A 17,382-nucleotide genomic window follows, 5' to 3' on the forward strand; every position below is an offset into this window, starting at 1 on the left:
ATCAATCTACAGATGATCTGCGTCACATGTCAATAGAGCGCTCCATCATCTTTCCAGGGCGCAGTCCGATAGTGCCGGACTCGCTGCATCCCAGGCGGCAGAGGCAGTAGCGCGGCTGTCTACAGGCTCAGGAGCCTCCAGCGAGCTGGACGGTCCCGACGGTGACAACAGCGGCACGGGCAATGTCCGCCGTCGGCCGAACCAGTGAGGATTTTATGCGGGCAGCGGCCTCGGGAAGCCAAACGGGTGTGTCAGCGCTCAGCGGGTAGATCTGCACCTTCACCTCACGGCGGTTCGTGGCCTCGCCCGGCGTGATGTCAATGTCCCAGGCTGATCCGTTCCAGTAAACGTCCTCTTTCCGTCCCTCAAAGAACGACGACGCCACGTCGCCGACGATCTGCAGCCTCAGCAACGAGCGGACACCCGCCGCCGCTTCCCCCTTGACCGTGATCCGGAACCGCGCGGCGTGGCGACTGAACTGCTCGGGACTCGGCGCCGAAGCGCGGCCCGGAACGCCGATGGTTGCAGGCGGCGGCGGAGAGGCGGGAGCAATTTCCTCAACCACGACCTGGAACTTCTGCTCCGGCAGGCGAACTGAGTGACGGGAGAAGAACTCGCTGTCATTGGGGCCACCCAACGGAGGGAAGACAGACACCTCAGCCGGCTCCGATGCAATCACGGCCAGACTGCCGTCCTGCTCAACGATGCCGCTGCGGGAGAGCACCAGTCTTCGGGCACCCCCGATAACGGGCGTCCACGCTTCCAACGCCTGGGCAGCCGAAAGAATCAACAGGCGCAGCCTGGCGCCGGAGGTGCTGGTGAGGAGAATGAGGCCAGGCTGAAGCTCCTCAAGCACCAGTTCCCCGTCTCTCTCCACACCGGGATGACCGTCGACCCGGTAACCGGCCGGTACCGCGAGGTGTGCATCGACACCCTCATGGGTTGCGAGTACCAGGACGGGAGGCTCGTTCTCCGGCTCAAGAACCGTCAGGACGCTCAGCGTTGCCCAACGTACGACGACGCCTCCCACCTCCAGTTGCACCGGCCACAACATGAACTCCCCCGGCGGGATCGTGACGGGGCGGTGCGGGAGGCAGACTTGTCCGTCAGCGAGGGTGATCTCGAACTGGGTGCCTGCGTGGGCAGGCAACGGTTCGAAGGGCCGGTGGTTGTTGATGAACACGAACCCGCTTGTGCCGTCGCTGCGCAGAGCCCAGCGCAGGCCGCCGTCGTTGTCTGGAATGGTGGCGTTCATCGCCGCGAGGCGGGATCCGAAAGCGTCCAAAAACGAGTGCTGATTCCGTAGCCGGTGGAAGCTTTCACGGGTTTGGAGGTGCGCCCCGATGGGAGCCGCGAAGTCGTAATTGAACTCAGGGAGATCGTTCGGGTAACCGGTAGCGTGCGACTCCTGTAGCGCGTTCCGGGGGTTCGTGCCGCCGACATACATGTAGTAGCCCTGCCAGGTTGACCCGCTTCCCAGCTTGCACAGCGCCACTGCGGCGATATCGCGGGCGGTTGGTGCAGGACGGCGGTGGTAGGCGGTGGCCATACCTCCACCGAGTTCACAGGTGGCAGCAGGGAAATCGGGGTGCTTGGCGCCGACAACACCGGTCCAGTCCTTGCCTGCGAGGTCCTTGCCGATGCCGGGATCGTCCCACTGGTGGGAGAAGGTGAAGTGGGCCTGAAAGCTTTCGTCCCAGCCCTGGTCGGAGTCCACCCAGAAGCCGTCCGAGTATCCACCGTAGAGCGGGAAGACCTCACCGATCGGAATATCGGCACTCCCCCAGGCGGTCGCCGTCCATAGCGGCGCGTGCAGCCCCGCCTCACGCGCGATGTCCTTCAGGGCGAGGATGTGATCCGGCTGGTCGTACAGTTCGTTCTCGAGCTGGATGCCGATCACCGGTCCGTGGCTCCCGCACAGCTCTGCGACCTCCCTGCCGATGAAGCCGAACCAGGTCCGGACGGCCTCCAGATAAGCGGGATCATTCGTGCGCTCGGCATAGTCGGCGTCGACCACCCAGTCGGGATGACCACCGTTGCGGACCTCACCATGACACCAGGGTCCCAGCCGAAGGATGACCTCCAGCCCTGTCTCCGCGCAGAGTGCCACGAAAGCTGCCAGGTCCAGGTTCCCCTCAAAGCTCGGTTCATCCTCGCCTGGCTGGTGATGAATCCAGAAGATGTAGGTCGCTACAACAGTTACGCCTCCGGCCTTCATGAGCTGCAATGCCTCTGCCCACCGCTCGCGGGGCTGGCGGCTGTAGTGCATTTCGCCGGTGACCGGTATCCAAGGCTGCCCGTTTCGGAGGATGCTCCTGTTGGTGAGTCCAAGTCCGGGCCGGTGATCCACGTCGTTGGCCATCCGTGGGCGGGTTTCGGGAGCATCCCAGGCGCGGTGGGTGATCTTCAAAGGGGGCATGACCCGACGGTAAGCGTTTTCCGAGCAGGCGGCAAGGGCTGCAGATGAGAGCGCTACACCGTCATAATCCGGCCGAAGCTCTATTTCGAGATTCGCCGTCAGACGACTGCGGAGCGCGACCCGCCGTCGTCACCCTCCTGGGGGCTTATCTTCGGTACCAGCTTCAGGGTTGGACGTTTCTGGTCAGCACCGGCGTCGAGGCCGAGCGCCCTGATGCGGTTGATGAGTTCGGTTCGCAGTTGTTCGTCGGATCCCAGTGTGCGCTCCTGCTCCTCTTCAAGCGCGTCCGCACGGGCTATCAGCTTCCGCCCTTCTTGAGTGATACGCAGCTGAACGTCATGCTTGTCACTCGTTCTCGCGCTTTGCACGATCAGCTCACTCAACACGAGCCGATCAATCACCTTGGCCAGGGTCTCAGGCCGCACACGAAGCCGCTCAGCCAGCTCGGACTGACCCATTTCGTGCCCCTGGGAGAGGACACGAAGGGCGGCAAAACCGGCCGGAGTGATCCCCAGACCCCGGAAGAGATCCGTCGAGGTGTTTTCGGTCAGTCGGGCGGCGGTGTTGAGAAGCCGGTTAGTAGGCCAATTGGCAAAATCCATCATCATCCCCACTGCCGCATATGAGCGGCATCAGTAACACTCCCCGGTGGCTCAGGACCTCAGCCAGGAGTAGGAGCTTGAGTAAATGGCTGCACTGCCGGGGCGGTCAGCTTGCGACGAGCCGGCCTGCTCGGGACTCGGGAACTACTGCGGCAGATTCTCCACTTTCCCGGCGATCCAGCTCTGCCCGGACCTCGTCCAGGCGCACTTCGGTCTCATAGGAGAACCAGCCGTTGGAGTATTCTGCGTCCATCTGACGCCGCAGCCTGCTATGCAGCACATGCACAGCTTCATCTTCCAAGAGCTCCAGATTTTCTGGCATCGGGGTGCTCGGGGTCAATCTGAATTTACTATTCATTACAACTCCTCCACAGACACGAACCACCATCAAGGAATTTGTAGCTTACCGAAGATCAGTAGCGATGCAATCTGCATCACTACAATCACGTTTCAATCACGAGGGGTTACAGGATGCTGCCGGAAGGGCCGGTGACGCGCATCGAAGGTATTCGGCAGCTTAGACTCCAGCAATGCGCGCAGTAGTTGTTGATGAGGTTCAAGGGGTGCCGGAGGTACGCGAGGTGCCTGCGCCTTCCGTGCAGCCCGACGGCGTCGTCGTCGAAGTCAGGGCGACCGGTCTGTGCCGCAGTGACTGGCACGCCTGGGCCGGGCACGACGACATCGCGTACCCCCACGTACCGGGCCACGAACTGGCCGGTGTCATCATCGAGGTCGGAACAGGCGTCGTTCGCTGGAAGATTGGCGACCGCGTCACGGTTCCCTTTGTGTGTGGCTGCGGCCGTTGTGAATGGTGCCTCGCCGGTGACGCCCAAGTCTGCCCTCACCAGCAACAGCCCGGGTTCACCCACTGGGGATCGTTCGCCGAGTACGTCGCTTTGCACGCTGCCGACACGAATCTGGTGGCCATTCCCGAGGCGGTGGACTTCTCCACAGCCGCCAGTCTGGGTTGCAGATTTGCGACGGCGTATCGCGCGTTGGTTGGTCGGGCGAGGGTGCAGCCGGATGAGTGGGTCACGGTAATCGGAGCCGGCGGGGTCGGACTGAGTGCGGTGATGATTGCCCAGGCGCTGGGCGCCCGGGTGATTGCTGTTGACCGGAACTCCGAGGCGCTGTCGGTAGCTTCCCGGCTAGGCGCAGAACACACGCTGATTGCCGACGGCGGGACCGACCTTCCTGCTGTGGTCAGCGACATCACGGGCGGCGGGAGCCATGTCGCCGTCGATGCCGTCGGCAGCGAGCAGACCTCCGCCGACGCCATTTGGAGCCTCCGGCGTCGCGGCAGGCACGTGCAGATTGGACTGATCCCTCCGATCGGCGGGCATCCCCGGGTGCCCATTGCCCGGGTGATCGCATGGGAGCTCGATGTGCTGGGCAGCCATGGCATGGCGGCCGTCGACTATCCGGGAATGCTGGCCCTCATTGAGCAGGGTTCGCTGCGCCCCGATCTGTTGATCGAACGAACCGTGGGTCTCGCGGAGGCGGCTGTGCTGTTGCCCGGGTTCGACCGGGCAAAGCCGGCCGGGATGACGATCATCGACCCGACGCGCTGACAGCTTAAGCTGGAACACGTGATCAACGGGACAGTGCGCGCGCAGGTAGACAAGGTTCGGGATACCTTGTGGACGGGCGGCATCTCGAACCCATTGGAAGTCATTGAACAGATTAAGTACCTGTTGTTTTTGAAGCGGCTCGACGAAGCTCAAACTGCGTTGGGACGACAAGCTAACCGCATGGGTGGTGAACAGATCACGAATTCGATTTTCCCCGACGGCACTGATCATCGCGGCCGCAGCCAGAGCGACCGTCGGTGGAGCAAGTTCAAGGACTTCTCGCGTGACGAAGAGTTCACTCTTTTCTCCGAGCACATGTTTCCGATCCTACGTGACGAGCTGACCAAGGATTCCAGCGGCGATAACTCAACCCTCTTCGCCTCTCTTCAGCACCGTGCGTCCAAAGGAGAACTTTGATGACCGAGCCAGTAACCGACGCAGCTACAACTCAGGTTCCCATCTGGCCCGCCCTTCTCGCGCCGGTTCTCGAAGTCTTGTCTGATGGTAAGCGTTATCACCGACGGGAGCTGTTTAGCCGGGCGGCCGATGTCGCCGGCTTGAGCGAGACTGCTCGGGCCGAGCGGCTGAAGAAGGGGAATCTGCGATATGAGCAGCGGATGGGGTGGGTACTCAGCCATCTCATGAGAGCAGGACTTCTTTCCCGCCCAACTCGGGGTGAGTACGAGATCAACGACGCCGGTCGTGCGTGGTACGCGGTTCACCCCAACGGCATGGACTACTCACAAGCCCATGCGTTCTTCGCGCCTTTCTGGCCAAAGACCGCGAAGGCATCATCTGGAAGCGAGCAACAAGCAGATGACACATTGCTCGAGGATCTTGACCCGGTCGAGCAAATTGAGGACAGCGTAGACAAGATTCACGCCAAAGTCGGAGACGAGTTGCTTCAGCGGCTCAGGGACAGCCATCCCGCATTCTTTGAACAAGCCGTCGTCGATCTGCTCCTCAAGATGGGCTACGGCGGCGCAGAACAACGTGGCAAGCGGATCGGCGGAACTGGCGATGGCGGCGTCGACGGCGTTATAGATCAAGACGCACTCGGGCTTGACCAAATCTACATTCAGGCCAAACGCTACAGGGACGGCAACAACGTGGGTCGCGAAACCATTCAGGCTTTCGTCGGCGCCCTCCATGGTGCCGGCGCATCGCGGGGCGTCTTCATTACTACGAGCAGGTTCACCGACCATGCGCGCACCTACGCCGCGAGCATCCCGTCCCGCGTGATCTTGATCGACAGCGTCCGGCTCGTGAACCTTATGATCAAGTACCGGGTAGGCGTCCAGGTGAATCAAACCTACGACGTCGTCGACCTCGACGAGGACTACTTCGAATAAACAGCCGGCGCGTGATCCCCTTCCCGGAACCACGCACCAGCAGCCTCCGCCAATGGAATCTGGTTTCCGCTAGCCCCAGCTGACGGCGATCTCAACCTCTGCCGTCAGGCTTTGGAAATCCTCGGTTGAGGATGCGGCGCTTGAGATGAAAGTCAGTTCACCCGCATCTACTGCTTCCCTGAAACTGGTGTTTTGAAGCGCCCAGAAAACCTGACCGTCACCGTCCACGCCGTCACGCCAGTCGTTTCCCGCGATTGAGTCGCTGAGGAAAATTTCTGAGGTTATCTGCTCCCGAAGGAGTTGAATTGTGCCTTGGCCGGGGAAGAAGTTGATGACCTGACCGGTGTCATTCGACGCCGTCATCTCGAGGACTACAACGGTCTGGGTATCTTCGCCTAGCACCTGACTAACCTCGGCAGGCACTTCACTTGAAGTTGCATCGGTTATGCCGACGCCGGTGATCGATAGCCGTACCCCGCTGTCCTCCCACACGAAAGGTTCAGCGAACTTCTCCACGAATCGCCAGTCTTCTTCCGACGCTTCGGATTCGTCGGCGTCCAGTTCCTCCGCAGCCTCTTCTGAGGCCTCCACAACAGCCTCTTCCGATGCCGTCACAGACTGGGACGGGGCAGGGTCCCGTTCCGAGCCTGCACCAAGGTCATCTGTGTTCGCACATCCCGTTGCCCCAAGAACAAGCATCGCTGTGAAAGCGATAATTTTGTACAAGTGTCTGCCGCCGTTCATTCCCCCGCCTCATCAATCTGATTTATTTGTGGTGGCCGTGCACGGCATCGGCCACCTCACCCCTTTGGTGCGTTCAAGCTTAAGCGAGGAACTTCGCTGTAAGGGGCGTCGGAACGACACACCGGTCCTTTGTTACAGCAACGTTCTACTGACAGAGCCCGGCAAGCCCCCGCCCTTTCAGTTTCGCGTGAGCCCCACCAGCGACCGCACAAAGTGGCCCAATCCTTCTGACGCCGCACGCTCCAGATCCTCACGCGAGCCGGCGCCACTTTAGAGCAGCAGCCTTTGCAGTTCTTCTAGGTCCAACTTGGTAGGGGCCGGTTGCGTCGAAGACACTGAATGGTCGCGTGATCCATCTTGTCCGCCATGGTGTGAGGAGGTGCGTCACCTGTACATGTCACCATTCAACGGTCTTGCTCCTGCCGGGCCAGAGCAACTCTTCCACGAAGAGCATCTGGACACCCTCGACCGCGTACTGCGCTTTCCGGAGACAACCCGAGCTGGCTGAAGCAGGCCGCCTGATCCTCAGCGCCGGCTCAGACCCGCGCGCCCGCCTCTATGCCCGCGAAGAAAGCGGCGAGTTCCGCCGTCGCAGTCAGCGGCAGGACATTGGCTACGTACTGGTCGGGACGAACGACGACGACGACCCCGTCTCGATCGAGCCCGCGCAGCTCGAAGATATCCTGGGCCGGGTCTACGCCGAACACCTTTTCCAGGTAGTTCAGCTTGAACGGCCCGACCTGAGGCTTGAATACTTCCGGCACGGCGTTGATATCGATGGAGTGGTGATCCTGCTGATAGACCACCTTTACATCGAACCAGGCGTCAAGATCCGCGCCCGCAGGCGCGGCCGACAACGGCGATTCCGGCGACTTCATTAGCCACTCGGCGAAGTTGGTGACCTTCGAGGGGTTGCCGGGCAGGGGCTCGTCCGCGAAGACGTAGATGCGCCATCGTCCGTCTGCCGTGGCGTGGTGGCCGAGGTGGATCGGATTGGTGTCGCAAACCCGCATCACGGGCGCTGACTTGAAGCGCTTACCGATCGGGAACCCGGTTGCCAACTCCTGATGTATCGGCTCCCCCACGATCATCGACGGCGAGTACTCCGTCATGAAGCCGGCGGGGAACTCCATCGTGCGGACGTAGAAGTTCTCCAGTTCCGTGGGGTCTTCGAACTCTTCGGGTTTCTTGGCCATCAACGTTGACCACTGCTTGTCAAAGTCGATGAGATTCTTTGCAACCACTTGGCGTTCAGCGGAGTACGTTGACAGCAGGCTCTCCGGGCTTCGGCCTTCAAGGACGTGGCCCAGTTTCCAGGCGATGTTGAAACCGTCCTGCATGGAGACGTTCATCCCCTGACCGGCCTTCGCGCTGTGCGTATGGCAGGCATCGCCGGTAATGAAGACGCGCGGAGTACGCGTTCCGAGCTCCTCCGGAAGGACGTCGTCGAACCTGTCCGTCAGGCGGTGGCCCACCTCGTACACGCTGTGCCAGGCGACATTGCGGACATCGAGGGTGTACGGAGAAAGGATCGCATTAGCCTTCTCGATGATCTCATCGATGGTGGTGCTGCGGATATCGCCCTTCGTGTGGGCGTCAACTTCACCGAGATCGACGTACATCCGGAAGAGATGGCCGCCCTCACGCGGAATGAGCAGGATGCTTCCGCCCCCGCCCGACTGGATGGCGCACTTGAGCCGGATGTCGGGGAAGTCCGTTACGGCGAGGACATCCATGACGCCCCAGGCATGATTGGCTGCATCGCCGGCGAGCGTGCAGCCGATTGCCTTGCGGACTTTGCTGCGTGCCCCATCCGCCCCGATGACGTATTTCGCGCGGACGGTGCGCTCCTGACCCTCAAGCGGTCCCGCCGTGTGAAGCAGCGTGACGGTCACGGGGTACTCGCCCTCGCCGGCCACCTCGAGGTGTTGGAAGTCGTACCCATAGTCCGGCTTGGTGCGGGTAGGTGCGTTCGCCGCGAATTCCGCGAAGTAATCGAGAACGCGCGCCTGATTGACGATGAGGTGCGGGAATTCGCTGATGCCGGTGGGGTCATCGAGCGGCCGTGCGGTCCGGACGATGCGTGACGGGTCCGCAGGGTCCGGCTTCCAGAACGCCATTTCCGTGATGCGATACGCCTCGGAAGTGATGCGCTCAGCGAATCCGAAAGCCTGGAAGGTCTCGACACTGCGGGCCTGGATCCCGTCGGCCTGCCCAATGGCGAGTCTTCCGGGACGGCGCTCCACGATGCGCGTAGTGATACTCGGGAACTGGGACAACTGGGCAGCGGCAAGCATTCCGGCAGGACCGCTGCCGACGATGAGGACATCGACCTCATCGGGTAACTCCTCAGGCCTGTCTATGCCGGTTCCGGCAGCTGGCTGGACCCGTGGGTCACCGGATACATAACCGTGATGGTGAAACTGCACGGGCTTTCCTCACTCACATCTTTGTGGAACTTTTTGGTTGCCCACCCGGACGGTGTTCGTTATTTGAACACAAGGTTCAGATAACGAATGGCGGTGTCAAAACTGTACGACGTGCATGACGTGGAACACAACCACTCTTCGGGCCGCTTGAAAGGGGGTTGACGTGGCCTCGCTGACGCGACATACTCATCGTATACGATTTCGTACATTGATTTCTACACTTGATGTTCAAGGAGAACCGGCATGACGATGGAGTCTCAAGTCCAGGCAGCGGGCGCGGATCTGCTTGCCCGCACCCGCAAGGTCATCGCCGTCCACATCAACTACCCGAGCCGCGCCGCGCAGCGGGGCCGCACGCCGCAACAGCCGTCCTACTTCCTCAAGCCGCCGTCGTCGCTCGCGTTGGGATCCACGGATGCACCGGGCACCGTGGAGCGCCCGCTCGGCTGTGAACTGCTGGGTTACGAAGGGGAGATCGCGCTCATCATCGGTACGCCGGCCCGTCGAGTGACACCTGACGAAGCCTGGCATCACGTTGAGTGGGTGACCGCCAGCAACGACCTCGGCGTCTACGACCTCCGTTACGCCGACAAGGGATCCAACGTCCGATCCAAGGGAGGCGACGGCTTTACACCCATCGGCCCGCAGTTGATCCCCGCCGGTCAGGTGGACCCCGCAGCACTGCGTATCCGCACCTGGCACAACGGCGAGCGTGTCCAGGACGACACCACCGAGGACCTGCTCTTCCCCTTCGCCCAACTCGTGGCCGATCTCTCCCAACTCCTCACCCTCGAGACCGGCGACGTCATCCTTACCGGCACTCCTGCCGGCGCCTCGGTTGCCCAGCCGGGCGACGTCATCGAAATCGAGGTCACGTCCGGCGGCTATACCAGCGGCATGCTCACCACGCGGGTGGCGGAAGGAACGATGCCGTTCGCCGACTTCGGTGCCAAACCCAAGCCGGATGATGCCCAGCGCGAGGAAGCATACGGATCCCGTGAGGCTGCCGGCCTGGCTCCGGCGGATCCGGCCCTTTCGCCGGAGCTGAAGAAGAAGCTCGAAGGCGTCGCCACCGCCACTATCTCTTCACAGCTGCGGAAGCGGGGGCTGGACAACGTGAGCATTGACGGCCTGCAGAGCACGCGACCCGATCGCCGCGTGGTGGGACTGGCACGTACTCTTCGTTACGTCCCGAACAGGGAAGACCTCTTCAAGACTCACGGCGGTGGCTTCAATGCCCAGAAGCGCGTCATCGATTCGGTGAATGAGGGCGAGATCATTGTCATGGAAGCTCGTGGTGAAAAAGGCACCGGGACAATCGGCGACGTACTGGCCCTGCGTGCGCAGGTTCGTGGTGCGGCCGCCATCATCACCGACGGCGGTGTCCGCGATTACTCGGCCGTTGCCGACCTCGATATCCCTACCTACTTCTCGAACCCGCATCCGGCTGTCCTTGGCCGCCGTCATGTGCCGTGGGATACAGACATCACCATCGCCTGCGGTGGAACAACCGTCCAACCGGGCGACATCATCGTGGCCGACTCCGACGGCATCCTGGTCATTCCGCCGGCCCTGGCTGAAGAGGTCGCCGAAGACTGCATCCAGCAGGAGAAGGAAGAGGTCTTCATCTTTGAGATGGTCGAGCAGGGCCACAGCGTTGACGGGCTCTTCCCGATGAATGCTGAATGGAAGGCGAAGTACCAGGAGTGGGCAACGAGCGCGGAAGGAAAATCAGGTGACTGAAACCGCCGTCGCAGGTTCCGCCGTCGTGCGGGAAGCCGGTGCCACCAAGACCGGCAGTAAGTCCGAGCAGGCCTATACCTCTATCAAAGCGCGCATCGTGGAGGGGACCTTCTCCCCCGGCTACCGCCTCGTTCTGGCAAAGATTGCCGAGGATCTCGGTTTCAGCGTGGTGCCCGTGCGGGAAGCGATCCGGCGGCTGGAAGCCGAAGGACTCGTCAAGTTCGAACGTAACATCGGCGCAACGGTGTCGGGAATCGACCCGACCGAGTACCTCTATACGATGCAGACCCTCAGCATTGTGGAGGGTGCTGCCACCGCCCTGTCAGCGCCGCTCGTCGATTCAGCAGCGATTGCCCGGGCGCGGACCATCAACGACGAGATGCGCGAATGCCTCGACCACTTTGACCCGGTTCGTTTCACCAGCCTCAACCAGGACTTCCATAGCGTCCTCTTTGAGAACTGCCCCAATCCGCACATTCTCGACCTCGTTCACCGGGGTTGGAACCGGTTGGCTTCGCTGAGATCCTCGACTTTTCGGTTTGTTCCAGGCCGCGCACGCGAATCAGTGCGCGAACATGAAACGCTGCTCCAGCTCATTGAATCGAATGCTGACGCCGACACCATCGAGCGCGCTGCCCGGCAGCACCGCTCCGCCACCCTCGACGCTTACCTCGCGCAAGCGCCCGCCATCACCACATAAATCCCAGCAGTCAGGAAGAGAACAATGACGTCTACCGTCCCTGAAACCAGCCACTACGTGCCCCAGGACCTGCCCACGCACATTCAGCACTACATCAACGGCAAGTTCGTCGACTCGGTCGGCGGCAAGACGTTCGATGTGCTGGATCCCGTGTCCAACAAGAACTACGCGACCGCGGCAGCCGGCCAGAAGGAAGACATCGACCTCGCCGTCGCCGCTGCGCGGGAAGCCTTCGTCAACGGTCCGTGGCCGAAGATGAAGCCCCGAGAGCGTGCCCGCGTGCTGAACAAGATCGCCGACGCCGTCGAAGCACAGGAGTCCCGGCTCGCCGAGCTGGAGACGTTCGACACCGGCCTGCCCATCACGCAGGCAAAGGGCCAGGCCCTGCGCGCGGCAGAGAATTTCCGCTTCTTCGCTGACCTCATCGTGGCCCAGTTCGACGACGCCATGAAGGTTCCCGGCTCCCAGATCAACTATGTGAACCGCAAGCCCATCGGTGTCGCCGGGCTGATCACCCCGTGGAACACGCCGTTCATGCTCGAATCCTGGAAGCTCGCCCCGGCGCTGGCCACCGGCAACACGGTGGTTCTGAAGCCTGCCGAGTTCACGCCTCTTTCCGCATCGCTCTGGGCGCAGATCTTCAAGGACGCGGGACTGCCGGACGGTGTCTTCAACCTGGTCAACGGCCTCGGCGAGGAAGCCGGTGACGCGCTGGTCAAGCACCCCGAGGTTCCATTGATTTCCTTCACGGGCGAGACCACCACCGGCCAGACGATCTTCCGCAATGCGGCCGCCAACCTCAAGGGCCTCTCGATGGAGCTCGGCGGAAAATCCCCCTGCGTCGTCTTCGCCGACGCGGACCTCGACGCAGCCGTCGACTCCGCCCTCTTCGGCGTCTTCTCACTGAACGGCGAACGCTGCACCGCGGGCTCCCGCATCCTCGTGGAGCGGGCAATTTACGACGAATTCTGCGAGAAGTACGCTGCCCGCGCAAAGACCATCGTCGTCGGCGATCCGCATGATCCCAAGACCCAGGTCGGCGCGCTGGTCCACCCCGAGCACTACGACAAAGTGGCCTCGTACGTGGAGATCGGCAAGTCCGAGGGCCGGCTCCTCGCCGGCGGCGGCCGCCCCGAGCACCTTCCCGAAGGCAACTACATCGCCCCTACCGTTTTTGCCGACGTCGCGCCCGACGCACGGATCTTCCAGGAAGAAATCTTCGGACCAGTTGTCGCCATCACCCCGTTTGAGAACGACGACGAAGCCCTGGCTCTCGCCAACAACACCAGGTACGGGCTGGCCGCCTACATCTGGACGCAGAACCTCACCCGTGCGCACAACTTCTCCCAAAACGTGGAAGCAGGCATGGTGTGGCTGAACAGCCACAATGTGCGTGACCTCCGCACCCCGTTCGGCGGAGTGAAGGCCTCGGGCCTGGGACACGAGGGCGGCTACCGCTCCATCGACTTCTACACCGACCAGCAGGCCGTGCACATCACGCTCGGCACCGTCCACACCCCGAAGTTCGGCAGCGTAGAAGCCTCCGCCGCCAACGAGGGTTAATCCACCTTTCCTTTACCTCCTCGAAGAAGAAGAGAGAACACCATGACCGACTTTGTTCCCACCCCCACCGCTCCGGCTCCGGACATTGTGCGTTGCGCGTACATGGAGATCGTGGTCACCGACCTCGCGAAGTCACGCGAGTTCTACGTCGATGTCCTCGGCCTTCACGTCACCGAGGAAGATGAGAACAACATCTACCTGCGCTCCCTGGAGGAGTTCATCCACCACAACCTGGTGCTGCGCAAGGGACCGGTAGCCGCCGTCGCCGCCTTCGCCTACCGCGTGAAGTCACCCGCTGAGGTGGACGCCGCCGAGGCCTACTACAAGGAGCTCGGCTGCCGGACCGAGCGCCGCACGGAAGGGTTCACCAAGGGCATCGGTGATTCCGTCCGGGTCGAGGATCCGCTCGGCTTCCCCTACGAGTTCTTCTACGAGGTTGAGCACGTCGAGCGCCTCACCCAGCGGTACGACCTCTACTCCGCCGGAGAGCTGGTGCGCCTGGACCACTTCAACCAGGTCACACCCGACGTGCCGCGCGGCCGCAAGTACCTCGAGGACCTCGGCTTCCGGGTCTCCGAAGACATCAAGGACTCCGACGGCGTCACCTACGCCGCGTGGATGCACCGCAAGCAGACGGTTCATGACACTGCCCTCACCGGCGGCAACGGCCCGCGGATGCACCACGTCGCGTTCGCCACCCATGAGAAGCACAACATCATCCAGATCTGCGACAAGATGGGCGCGCTGCGCATCAGCGACCGGATCGAGCGCGGGCCGGGACGCCACGGCGTCTCCAACGCCTTCTACCTCTACATCCTGGATCCGGACGGCCACCGCATCGAGATCTACACGCAGGACTACTACACCGGCGACCCGGACAACCCCACGATCACCTGGGACGTCCATGACAACCAGCGCCGTGACTGGTGGGGCAACCCGGTTGTGCCGTCCTGGTACACCGAGGCGTCCCTGGTCCTGGACCTCGACGGCAACCCGCAGCCGGTCATCGAGCGCGAGGAGAAGAGCGAGATGGCGGTCACCGTCGGCGCTGACGGCTTCTCCTACACACGCAAGCAGGACGATGACGGCGCTGCCGCCCAGCAGGGCTTCAAGCTGGGAGCGCAGCTGTAACCATGCTGGATGACGCGACGATTGAAGCTATTGCAGACGAGCTGGTGGAAGCCGGACGAACGCGTACTCCCGTTCCCCGGCTGACCGCACGCTATCCGGAGATGACCGTCGAGGACTCCTACGCCGTCCAACAGTTGTGGCGTCGTCGTAATGAGGAAGCCGGGCGCACCCTGGTGGGGCGCAAGATCGGCCTCACGTCGAAAGCGATGCAGGCGGCCACGGGCATCACCGAACCCGACTACGGTGCCATCTTCGATGACATGGTGCTGGAAACGGGCTGCTCCGTGGAGTGGGACAAGTACACCCATCCCCGGGTAGAGGTGGAGCTCGCGTTCGTTCTGAAGGACGGGCTGAAGGGTCCGGGCTGCACAATCTTCGACGTCCTGAATGCCACCGATTACGTGGTTCCGGCCCTTGAGATCCTGGACTCCCGGATCGAAATGGAGGGCCGGACCATAGTGGACACCATCTCGGACAACGCTGCGATGGGCGCGATGGTGGTGGGCGGCCGCCCGGTGAAGCCCGACGCCGTCGACCTCCGCTGGGTCGCGGCCATTCTCTACAAGAACCAGACCGTGGAGGAGACCGGCGTGGCCGCCGGTGTGCTGGACCATCCCGCTGCGGGCGTCCACTGGCTGGCGAACAAAATCGCCCCACACGGGGATGCGCTGAAGGCCGGTGACATCATCCTCGCCGGTTCCTTCACCCGCCCCCTCTGGGTCCACAAGGGCGACACCGTCCACGCCGATTACGGACCACTCGGAGCTGTGACATGCCACTTCCACTAGAGACCACGTTCCGTGAAGCGCTTTCTGACACCGGCCGCCCGCTGGCGGGAATGTGGGTGTGCTCGGGCAGCCCGCTGATCGCCGAGCTCTGCGCGGGAGCCGGCCTGGACTGGCTCCTGGTCGATGCCGAGCACAGTCCCAACGGACTGGAATCGATCCTCGCACAGCTCCAGGCGGTCCACGGCTACCCCGTGCACGCCATGGTCCGGCCACCCGTCAACGACACCGTGCTGATCAAGCAGTACCTCGATCTCGGTGTTCAGAACCTGCTCATCCCGATGGTGCACTCGGTGGCAGAGGCCGAGGCCGCTGTGGCCGCCACCCGGTACCCGCCGGAGGGTGTGCGCGGGGTCGGCTCGGCGCTGGCTCGTGCCGCTCGCTGGAATCGTGTGCCCGACTATCTAACCCGCGCCAGTGAGACCATCAGCGTGACAGTGCAGATCGAGTCCACAGCGGCTGTTGAAGCAGTGGAGGACATCCTCAAGGTCGACGGCGTGGACGCCATTTTCGTCGGCCCCTCCGACCTCGCTGCTTCCATGGGCGTACTCGGCCAGCAGGAGCATCCGGAGGTGCGCGCCGCCGTCGAACGCTGCCTTGTAGCTGCGAAGGAGGCCGGCAAGCCGGCCGGTGTGAACGCCTTCAATCCCGAGACCGCGCGTCACTACCTGGACATCGGCGCCGGCTTCATCCTGGTGGGCGCCGACGTCGCACTGCTGGCCAGGGGCTCCGAAGCCCTCGCCGCCCAGTTCATACCTGCATCCGATCGCGATTCCCGCGCCAGTTACTGACCTCTCGAAGGACTTCCCTTGACAGTTACTCCAGCACTCCCCCCTGCCGTCTCGCCTGAGCGCGAAGCGCAGCTCCTCTCGACTGTGCCTACCGGTCTTTTGATCAATGGCGAGTGGCGGAACGCGTCCGACGGCGGCACTTTCGACGTGCATGATCCCGCCACCGGAAAAGTGCTCGCCACTCTTGCCTCGGCGACCAGTGACGACGCTGTCGCCGCGCTCGATGCTGCCGACGCCGTACAGGCCTCTTGGGCGCGGACCGCACCCCGCGATCGCGCCGAGATCCTGCGTCGCGCCTTCGACCTGGTGGCCGAGCGCGCAGAGGACTTCGCGCTGCTGATGACCCTCGAGATGGGCAAACCGCTGGCCGAAGCGCGCGGCGAAGTAACGTACGGCGCGGAATTCCTGCGCTGGTTCTCAGAGGAAGCGGTCCGCGACCACGGCCGTTACCTCACCACCCCCGAGGGCAAGAACAAGATCCTGGTCCAGCACAAGCCGGTGGGCCCGTGCCTGCTCATCACGCCCTGGAACTTCCCGCTAGCCATGGCAACACGCAAGGTTGCTCCTGCCGTCGCTGCCGGGTGCACCATGGTGCTCAAGCCGGCAAAGCTGACTCCGCTGACAGCCCAGCTGTTCGCCCAGACAATGCTCGACGCCGGCCTCCCCGCCGGAGTACTGAATGTCGTCTCGTCGTCCAGCGCCTCCGGCATCTCCGGTCCCCTGCTTGCTGATCCCCGGCTTCGCAAAATTTCCTTCACGGGTTCCACGCCAGTAGGAAAGCGCCTGATGGCGGACGCCGCGCAGAACGTGCTGCGGACCTCCATGGAACTGGGTGGAAATGCGCCATTTATTGTGTTCGACGACGCCGACCTGGACAAGGCCGTTGAGGGAGCCATGGCCGCGAAGATGCGGAACATGGGCGAGGCTTGCACTGCCGCAAACCGGTTCCTCGTCCAGGAATCAGTCGCTGCGGAATTCACCCGGAGGTTCGCCGAAGCCATGGGCGCACTCACCACCGGACGCGGCACCGAGCCGGGGACCCAGGTGGGCCCCCTGATCGACGGCGACGCGCGTGATGACGTCCATGCCTTGGTCAGTGCCGCCGTCGACGCCGGTGCTACGGCTGTGACGGGCGGTGCACCGGTGAAGGGTGCCGGCTACTTCTACCAGCCCACGGTGCTCGGCAATGTGCCCAACGGCGCCGAGATCCTGGGTCAGGAAATCTTCGGCCCTGTGGCTCCCGTAACCACGTTCGCCACCGAGGAAGATGCGATCCGGCTTGCGAATGCGAGCGAATACGGACTCGCTTCCTACGTGTACAGCAGGGACTTCAACCGCCTGTTGCGGGTGGCGGAGCAGATCGAGTTCGGCATGGTCGGCTTCAATGCCGGTGTCATCTCGAACGCCGCGGCACCCTTCGGCGGAGTGAAACACTCCGGGCTGGGCCGTGAGGGCGGTTCGGAGGGAATCGCGGAGTACACCACAACCCAGTACATCGGCATCGCGGACCCCTACGATCGCTGATTGGGCCACAGTGACTCCCAGAGGTTCG

15 protein-coding genes are annotated in these 17,382 nt (G+C 62.7%); 10 read left to right on the forward strand and 5 right to left on the reverse strand.

Features of this window, described 5'->3' with window-relative positions:
* Nucleotides 1–127 precede the first annotated feature (127 nt).
* The 3 genes from M1D74_RS15475 to M1D74_RS15485 form a co-directional block, all read right to left on the reverse strand.
* On the reverse strand, nt 128–2,419 hold the full coding sequence (locus M1D74_RS15475) for a beta-galactosidase (protein WP_458115882.1): 2,292 nt from the start codon (nt 2,417–2,419) through the stop codon (nt 128–130).
* Nucleotides 2,420–2,517: 98 nt separating this feature from the next.
* Nucleotides 2,518–3,027 (reverse strand): MarR family winged helix-turn-helix transcriptional regulator, encoded by a 510-nt coding sequence (locus M1D74_RS15480; protein ID WP_458115883.1) that lies wholly within the window; start codon nt 3,025–3,027, stop codon nt 2,518–2,520.
* A gap of 100 nt (nt 3,028–3,127) precedes the next feature.
* Nucleotides 3,128–3,379: a hypothetical protein gene (locus tag M1D74_RS15485; protein ID WP_309124291.1), complete on the reverse strand. Its 252-nt coding sequence runs from the start codon at nt 3,377–3,379 to the stop codon at nt 3,128–3,130.
* A gap of 172 nt (nt 3,380–3,551) precedes the next feature.
* On the opposite strand from M1D74_RS15485, the gene M1D74_RS15490 reads away from it, so the two are divergent.
* The 3 genes from M1D74_RS15490 to M1D74_RS15500 are packed head-to-tail and all read left to right on the forward strand — an operon-like array spanning nt 3,552 to nt 5,944.
* Nucleotides 3,552–4,592, forward strand: a complete 1,041-nt coding sequence (locus tag M1D74_RS15490) for a zinc-dependent alcohol dehydrogenase family protein (RefSeq protein ID WP_458115884.1) — start codon at nt 3,552–3,554, stop codon at nt 4,590–4,592.
* Between the two features lie 18 nt (nt 4,593–4,610).
* Nucleotides 4,611–5,009 (forward strand): type I restriction-modification system subunit M N-terminal domain-containing protein, encoded by a 399-nt coding sequence (locus M1D74_RS15495; RefSeq protein WP_458115885.1) that lies wholly within the window; start codon nt 4,611–4,613, stop codon nt 5,007–5,009.
* Nucleotides 5,009–5,944: a restriction endonuclease gene (locus M1D74_RS15500; protein WP_458115886.1), complete on the forward strand. Its 936-nt coding sequence runs from the start codon at nt 5,009–5,011 to the stop codon at nt 5,942–5,944. Before M1D74_RS15495 ends, M1D74_RS15500 begins: the two co-directional genes overlap by 1 nt.
* A 69-nt stretch (nt 5,945–6,013) precedes the next feature.
* Here M1D74_RS15500 and M1D74_RS15505 read toward each other — a convergent pair whose 3' ends face one another.
* Both M1D74_RS15505 and M1D74_RS15510 read right to left on the reverse strand, forming a co-directional pair.
* A complete protein-coding gene (locus M1D74_RS15505; RefSeq protein WP_458115887.1) occupies nt 6,014–6,559 on the reverse strand; it encodes a hypothetical protein in 546 nt (181 codons plus the stop codon).
* A 665-nt stretch (nt 6,560–7,224) separates the two neighbouring features.
* Nucleotides 7,225–9,117 carry an FAD-binding monooxygenase gene (locus M1D74_RS15510; protein WP_458115888.1) on the reverse strand — a complete coding sequence of 631 codons (1,893 nt, stop codon included), beginning with the start codon at nt 9,115–9,117 and terminating at the stop codon, nt 7,225–7,227.
* 243 nt (nt 9,118–9,360) lie between these two features.
* Between M1D74_RS15510 and M1D74_RS15515 the strand changes: the two genes are divergently transcribed.
* Genes M1D74_RS15515 through M1D74_RS15545 form a run of 7 tightly spaced genes read left to right on the forward strand, consistent with a single transcriptional unit; the run spans nt 9,361 to nt 17,354 of the window.
* Nucleotides 9,361–10,860 carry a fumarylacetoacetate hydrolase family protein gene (locus M1D74_RS15515; protein WP_309072558.1) on the forward strand — a complete coding sequence of 500 codons (1,500 nt, stop codon included), beginning with the start codon at nt 9,361–9,363 and terminating at the stop codon, nt 10,858–10,860.
* On the forward strand, nt 10,853–11,560 hold the full coding sequence (locus M1D74_RS15520) for a GntR family transcriptional regulator (protein ID WP_375164434.1): 708 nt from the start codon (nt 10,853–10,855) through the stop codon (nt 11,558–11,560). The genes M1D74_RS15515 and M1D74_RS15520 overlap by 8 nt, the downstream gene beginning before the upstream one ends.
* Before the next feature lie 24 nt (nt 11,561–11,584).
* Nucleotides 11,585–13,123: a 5-carboxymethyl-2-hydroxymuconate semialdehyde dehydrogenase gene (gene hpaE, locus M1D74_RS15525; protein ID WP_458115889.1), complete on the forward strand. Its 1,539-nt coding sequence runs from the start codon at nt 11,585–11,587 to the stop codon at nt 13,121–13,123.
* Nucleotides 13,124–13,165: 42 nt separating this feature from the next.
* Nucleotides 13,166–14,254 (forward strand): 3,4-dihydroxyphenylacetate 2,3-dioxygenase, encoded by a 1,089-nt coding sequence (gene hpaD / locus M1D74_RS15530; protein ID WP_458115890.1) that lies wholly within the window; start codon nt 13,166–13,168, stop codon nt 14,252–14,254.
* Nucleotides 14,255–14,256: 2 nt separating this feature from the next.
* A complete protein-coding gene (hpaH, locus tag M1D74_RS15535) occupies nt 14,257–15,042 on the forward strand; it encodes a 2-oxo-hept-4-ene-1,7-dioate hydratase (protein WP_458115891.1) in 786 nt (261 codons plus the stop codon).
* The gene (locus M1D74_RS15540) at nt 15,027–15,830 is read left to right on the forward strand and encodes an HpcH/HpaI aldolase family protein (protein ID WP_309124272.1); all 804 of its coding nucleotides are present in this window, start codon (nt 15,027–15,029) and stop codon (nt 15,828–15,830) included. Before hpaH ends, M1D74_RS15540 begins: the two co-directional genes overlap by 16 nt.
* Nucleotides 15,831–15,848: 18 nt before the next feature.
* The gene (locus tag M1D74_RS15545) at nt 15,849–17,354 is read left to right on the forward strand and encodes an NAD-dependent succinate-semialdehyde dehydrogenase (protein WP_458115892.1); all 1,506 of its coding nucleotides are present in this window, start codon (nt 15,849–15,851) and stop codon (nt 17,352–17,354) included.
* The last annotated feature ends 28 nt before the right edge of the window (nt 17,355–17,382 follow it).

The sequence above is a fragment of the Arthrobacter sp. D2-10 genome (genome assembly GCF_054161285.1).

Coding starts and splice junctions, on each gene's coding strand:
- M1D74_RS15540 (WP_309124272.1), top strand. CDS start 15,027: ATGCCACTTCCACTAGAGACCACGTTCCGTGAAGCGCTTTCTGACACC.
- M1D74_RS15480 (WP_458115883.1), bottom strand. CDS start 3,027: ATGATGATGGATTTTGCCAATTGGCCTACTAACCGGCTTCTCAACACC.
- M1D74_RS15490 (WP_458115884.1), top strand. CDS start 3,552: ATGCGCGCAGTAGTTGTTGATGAGGTTCAAGGGGTGCCGGAGGTACGC.
- M1D74_RS15475 (WP_458115882.1), bottom strand. CDS start 2,419: ATGCCCCCTTTGAAGATCACCCACCGCGCCTGGGATGCTCCCGAAACC.
- M1D74_RS15485 (WP_309124291.1), bottom strand. CDS start 3,379: ATGAATAGTAAATTCAGATTGACCCCGAGCACCCCGATGCCAGAAAAT.
- hpaH (WP_458115891.1), top strand. CDS start 14,257: ATGCTGGATGACGCGACGATTGAAGCTATTGCAGACGAGCTGGTGGAA.
- M1D74_RS15515 (WP_309072558.1), top strand. CDS start 9,361: ATGACGATGGAGTCTCAAGTCCAGGCAGCGGGCGCGGATCTGCTTGCC.
- hpaD (WP_458115890.1), top strand. CDS start 13,166: ATGACCGACTTTGTTCCCACCCCCACCGCTCCGGCTCCGGACATTGTG.
- M1D74_RS15500 (WP_458115886.1), top strand. CDS start 5,009: ATGACCGAGCCAGTAACCGACGCAGCTACAACTCAGGTTCCCATCTGG.
- hpaE (WP_458115889.1), top strand. CDS start 11,585: ATGACGTCTACCGTCCCTGAAACCAGCCACTACGTGCCCCAGGACCTG.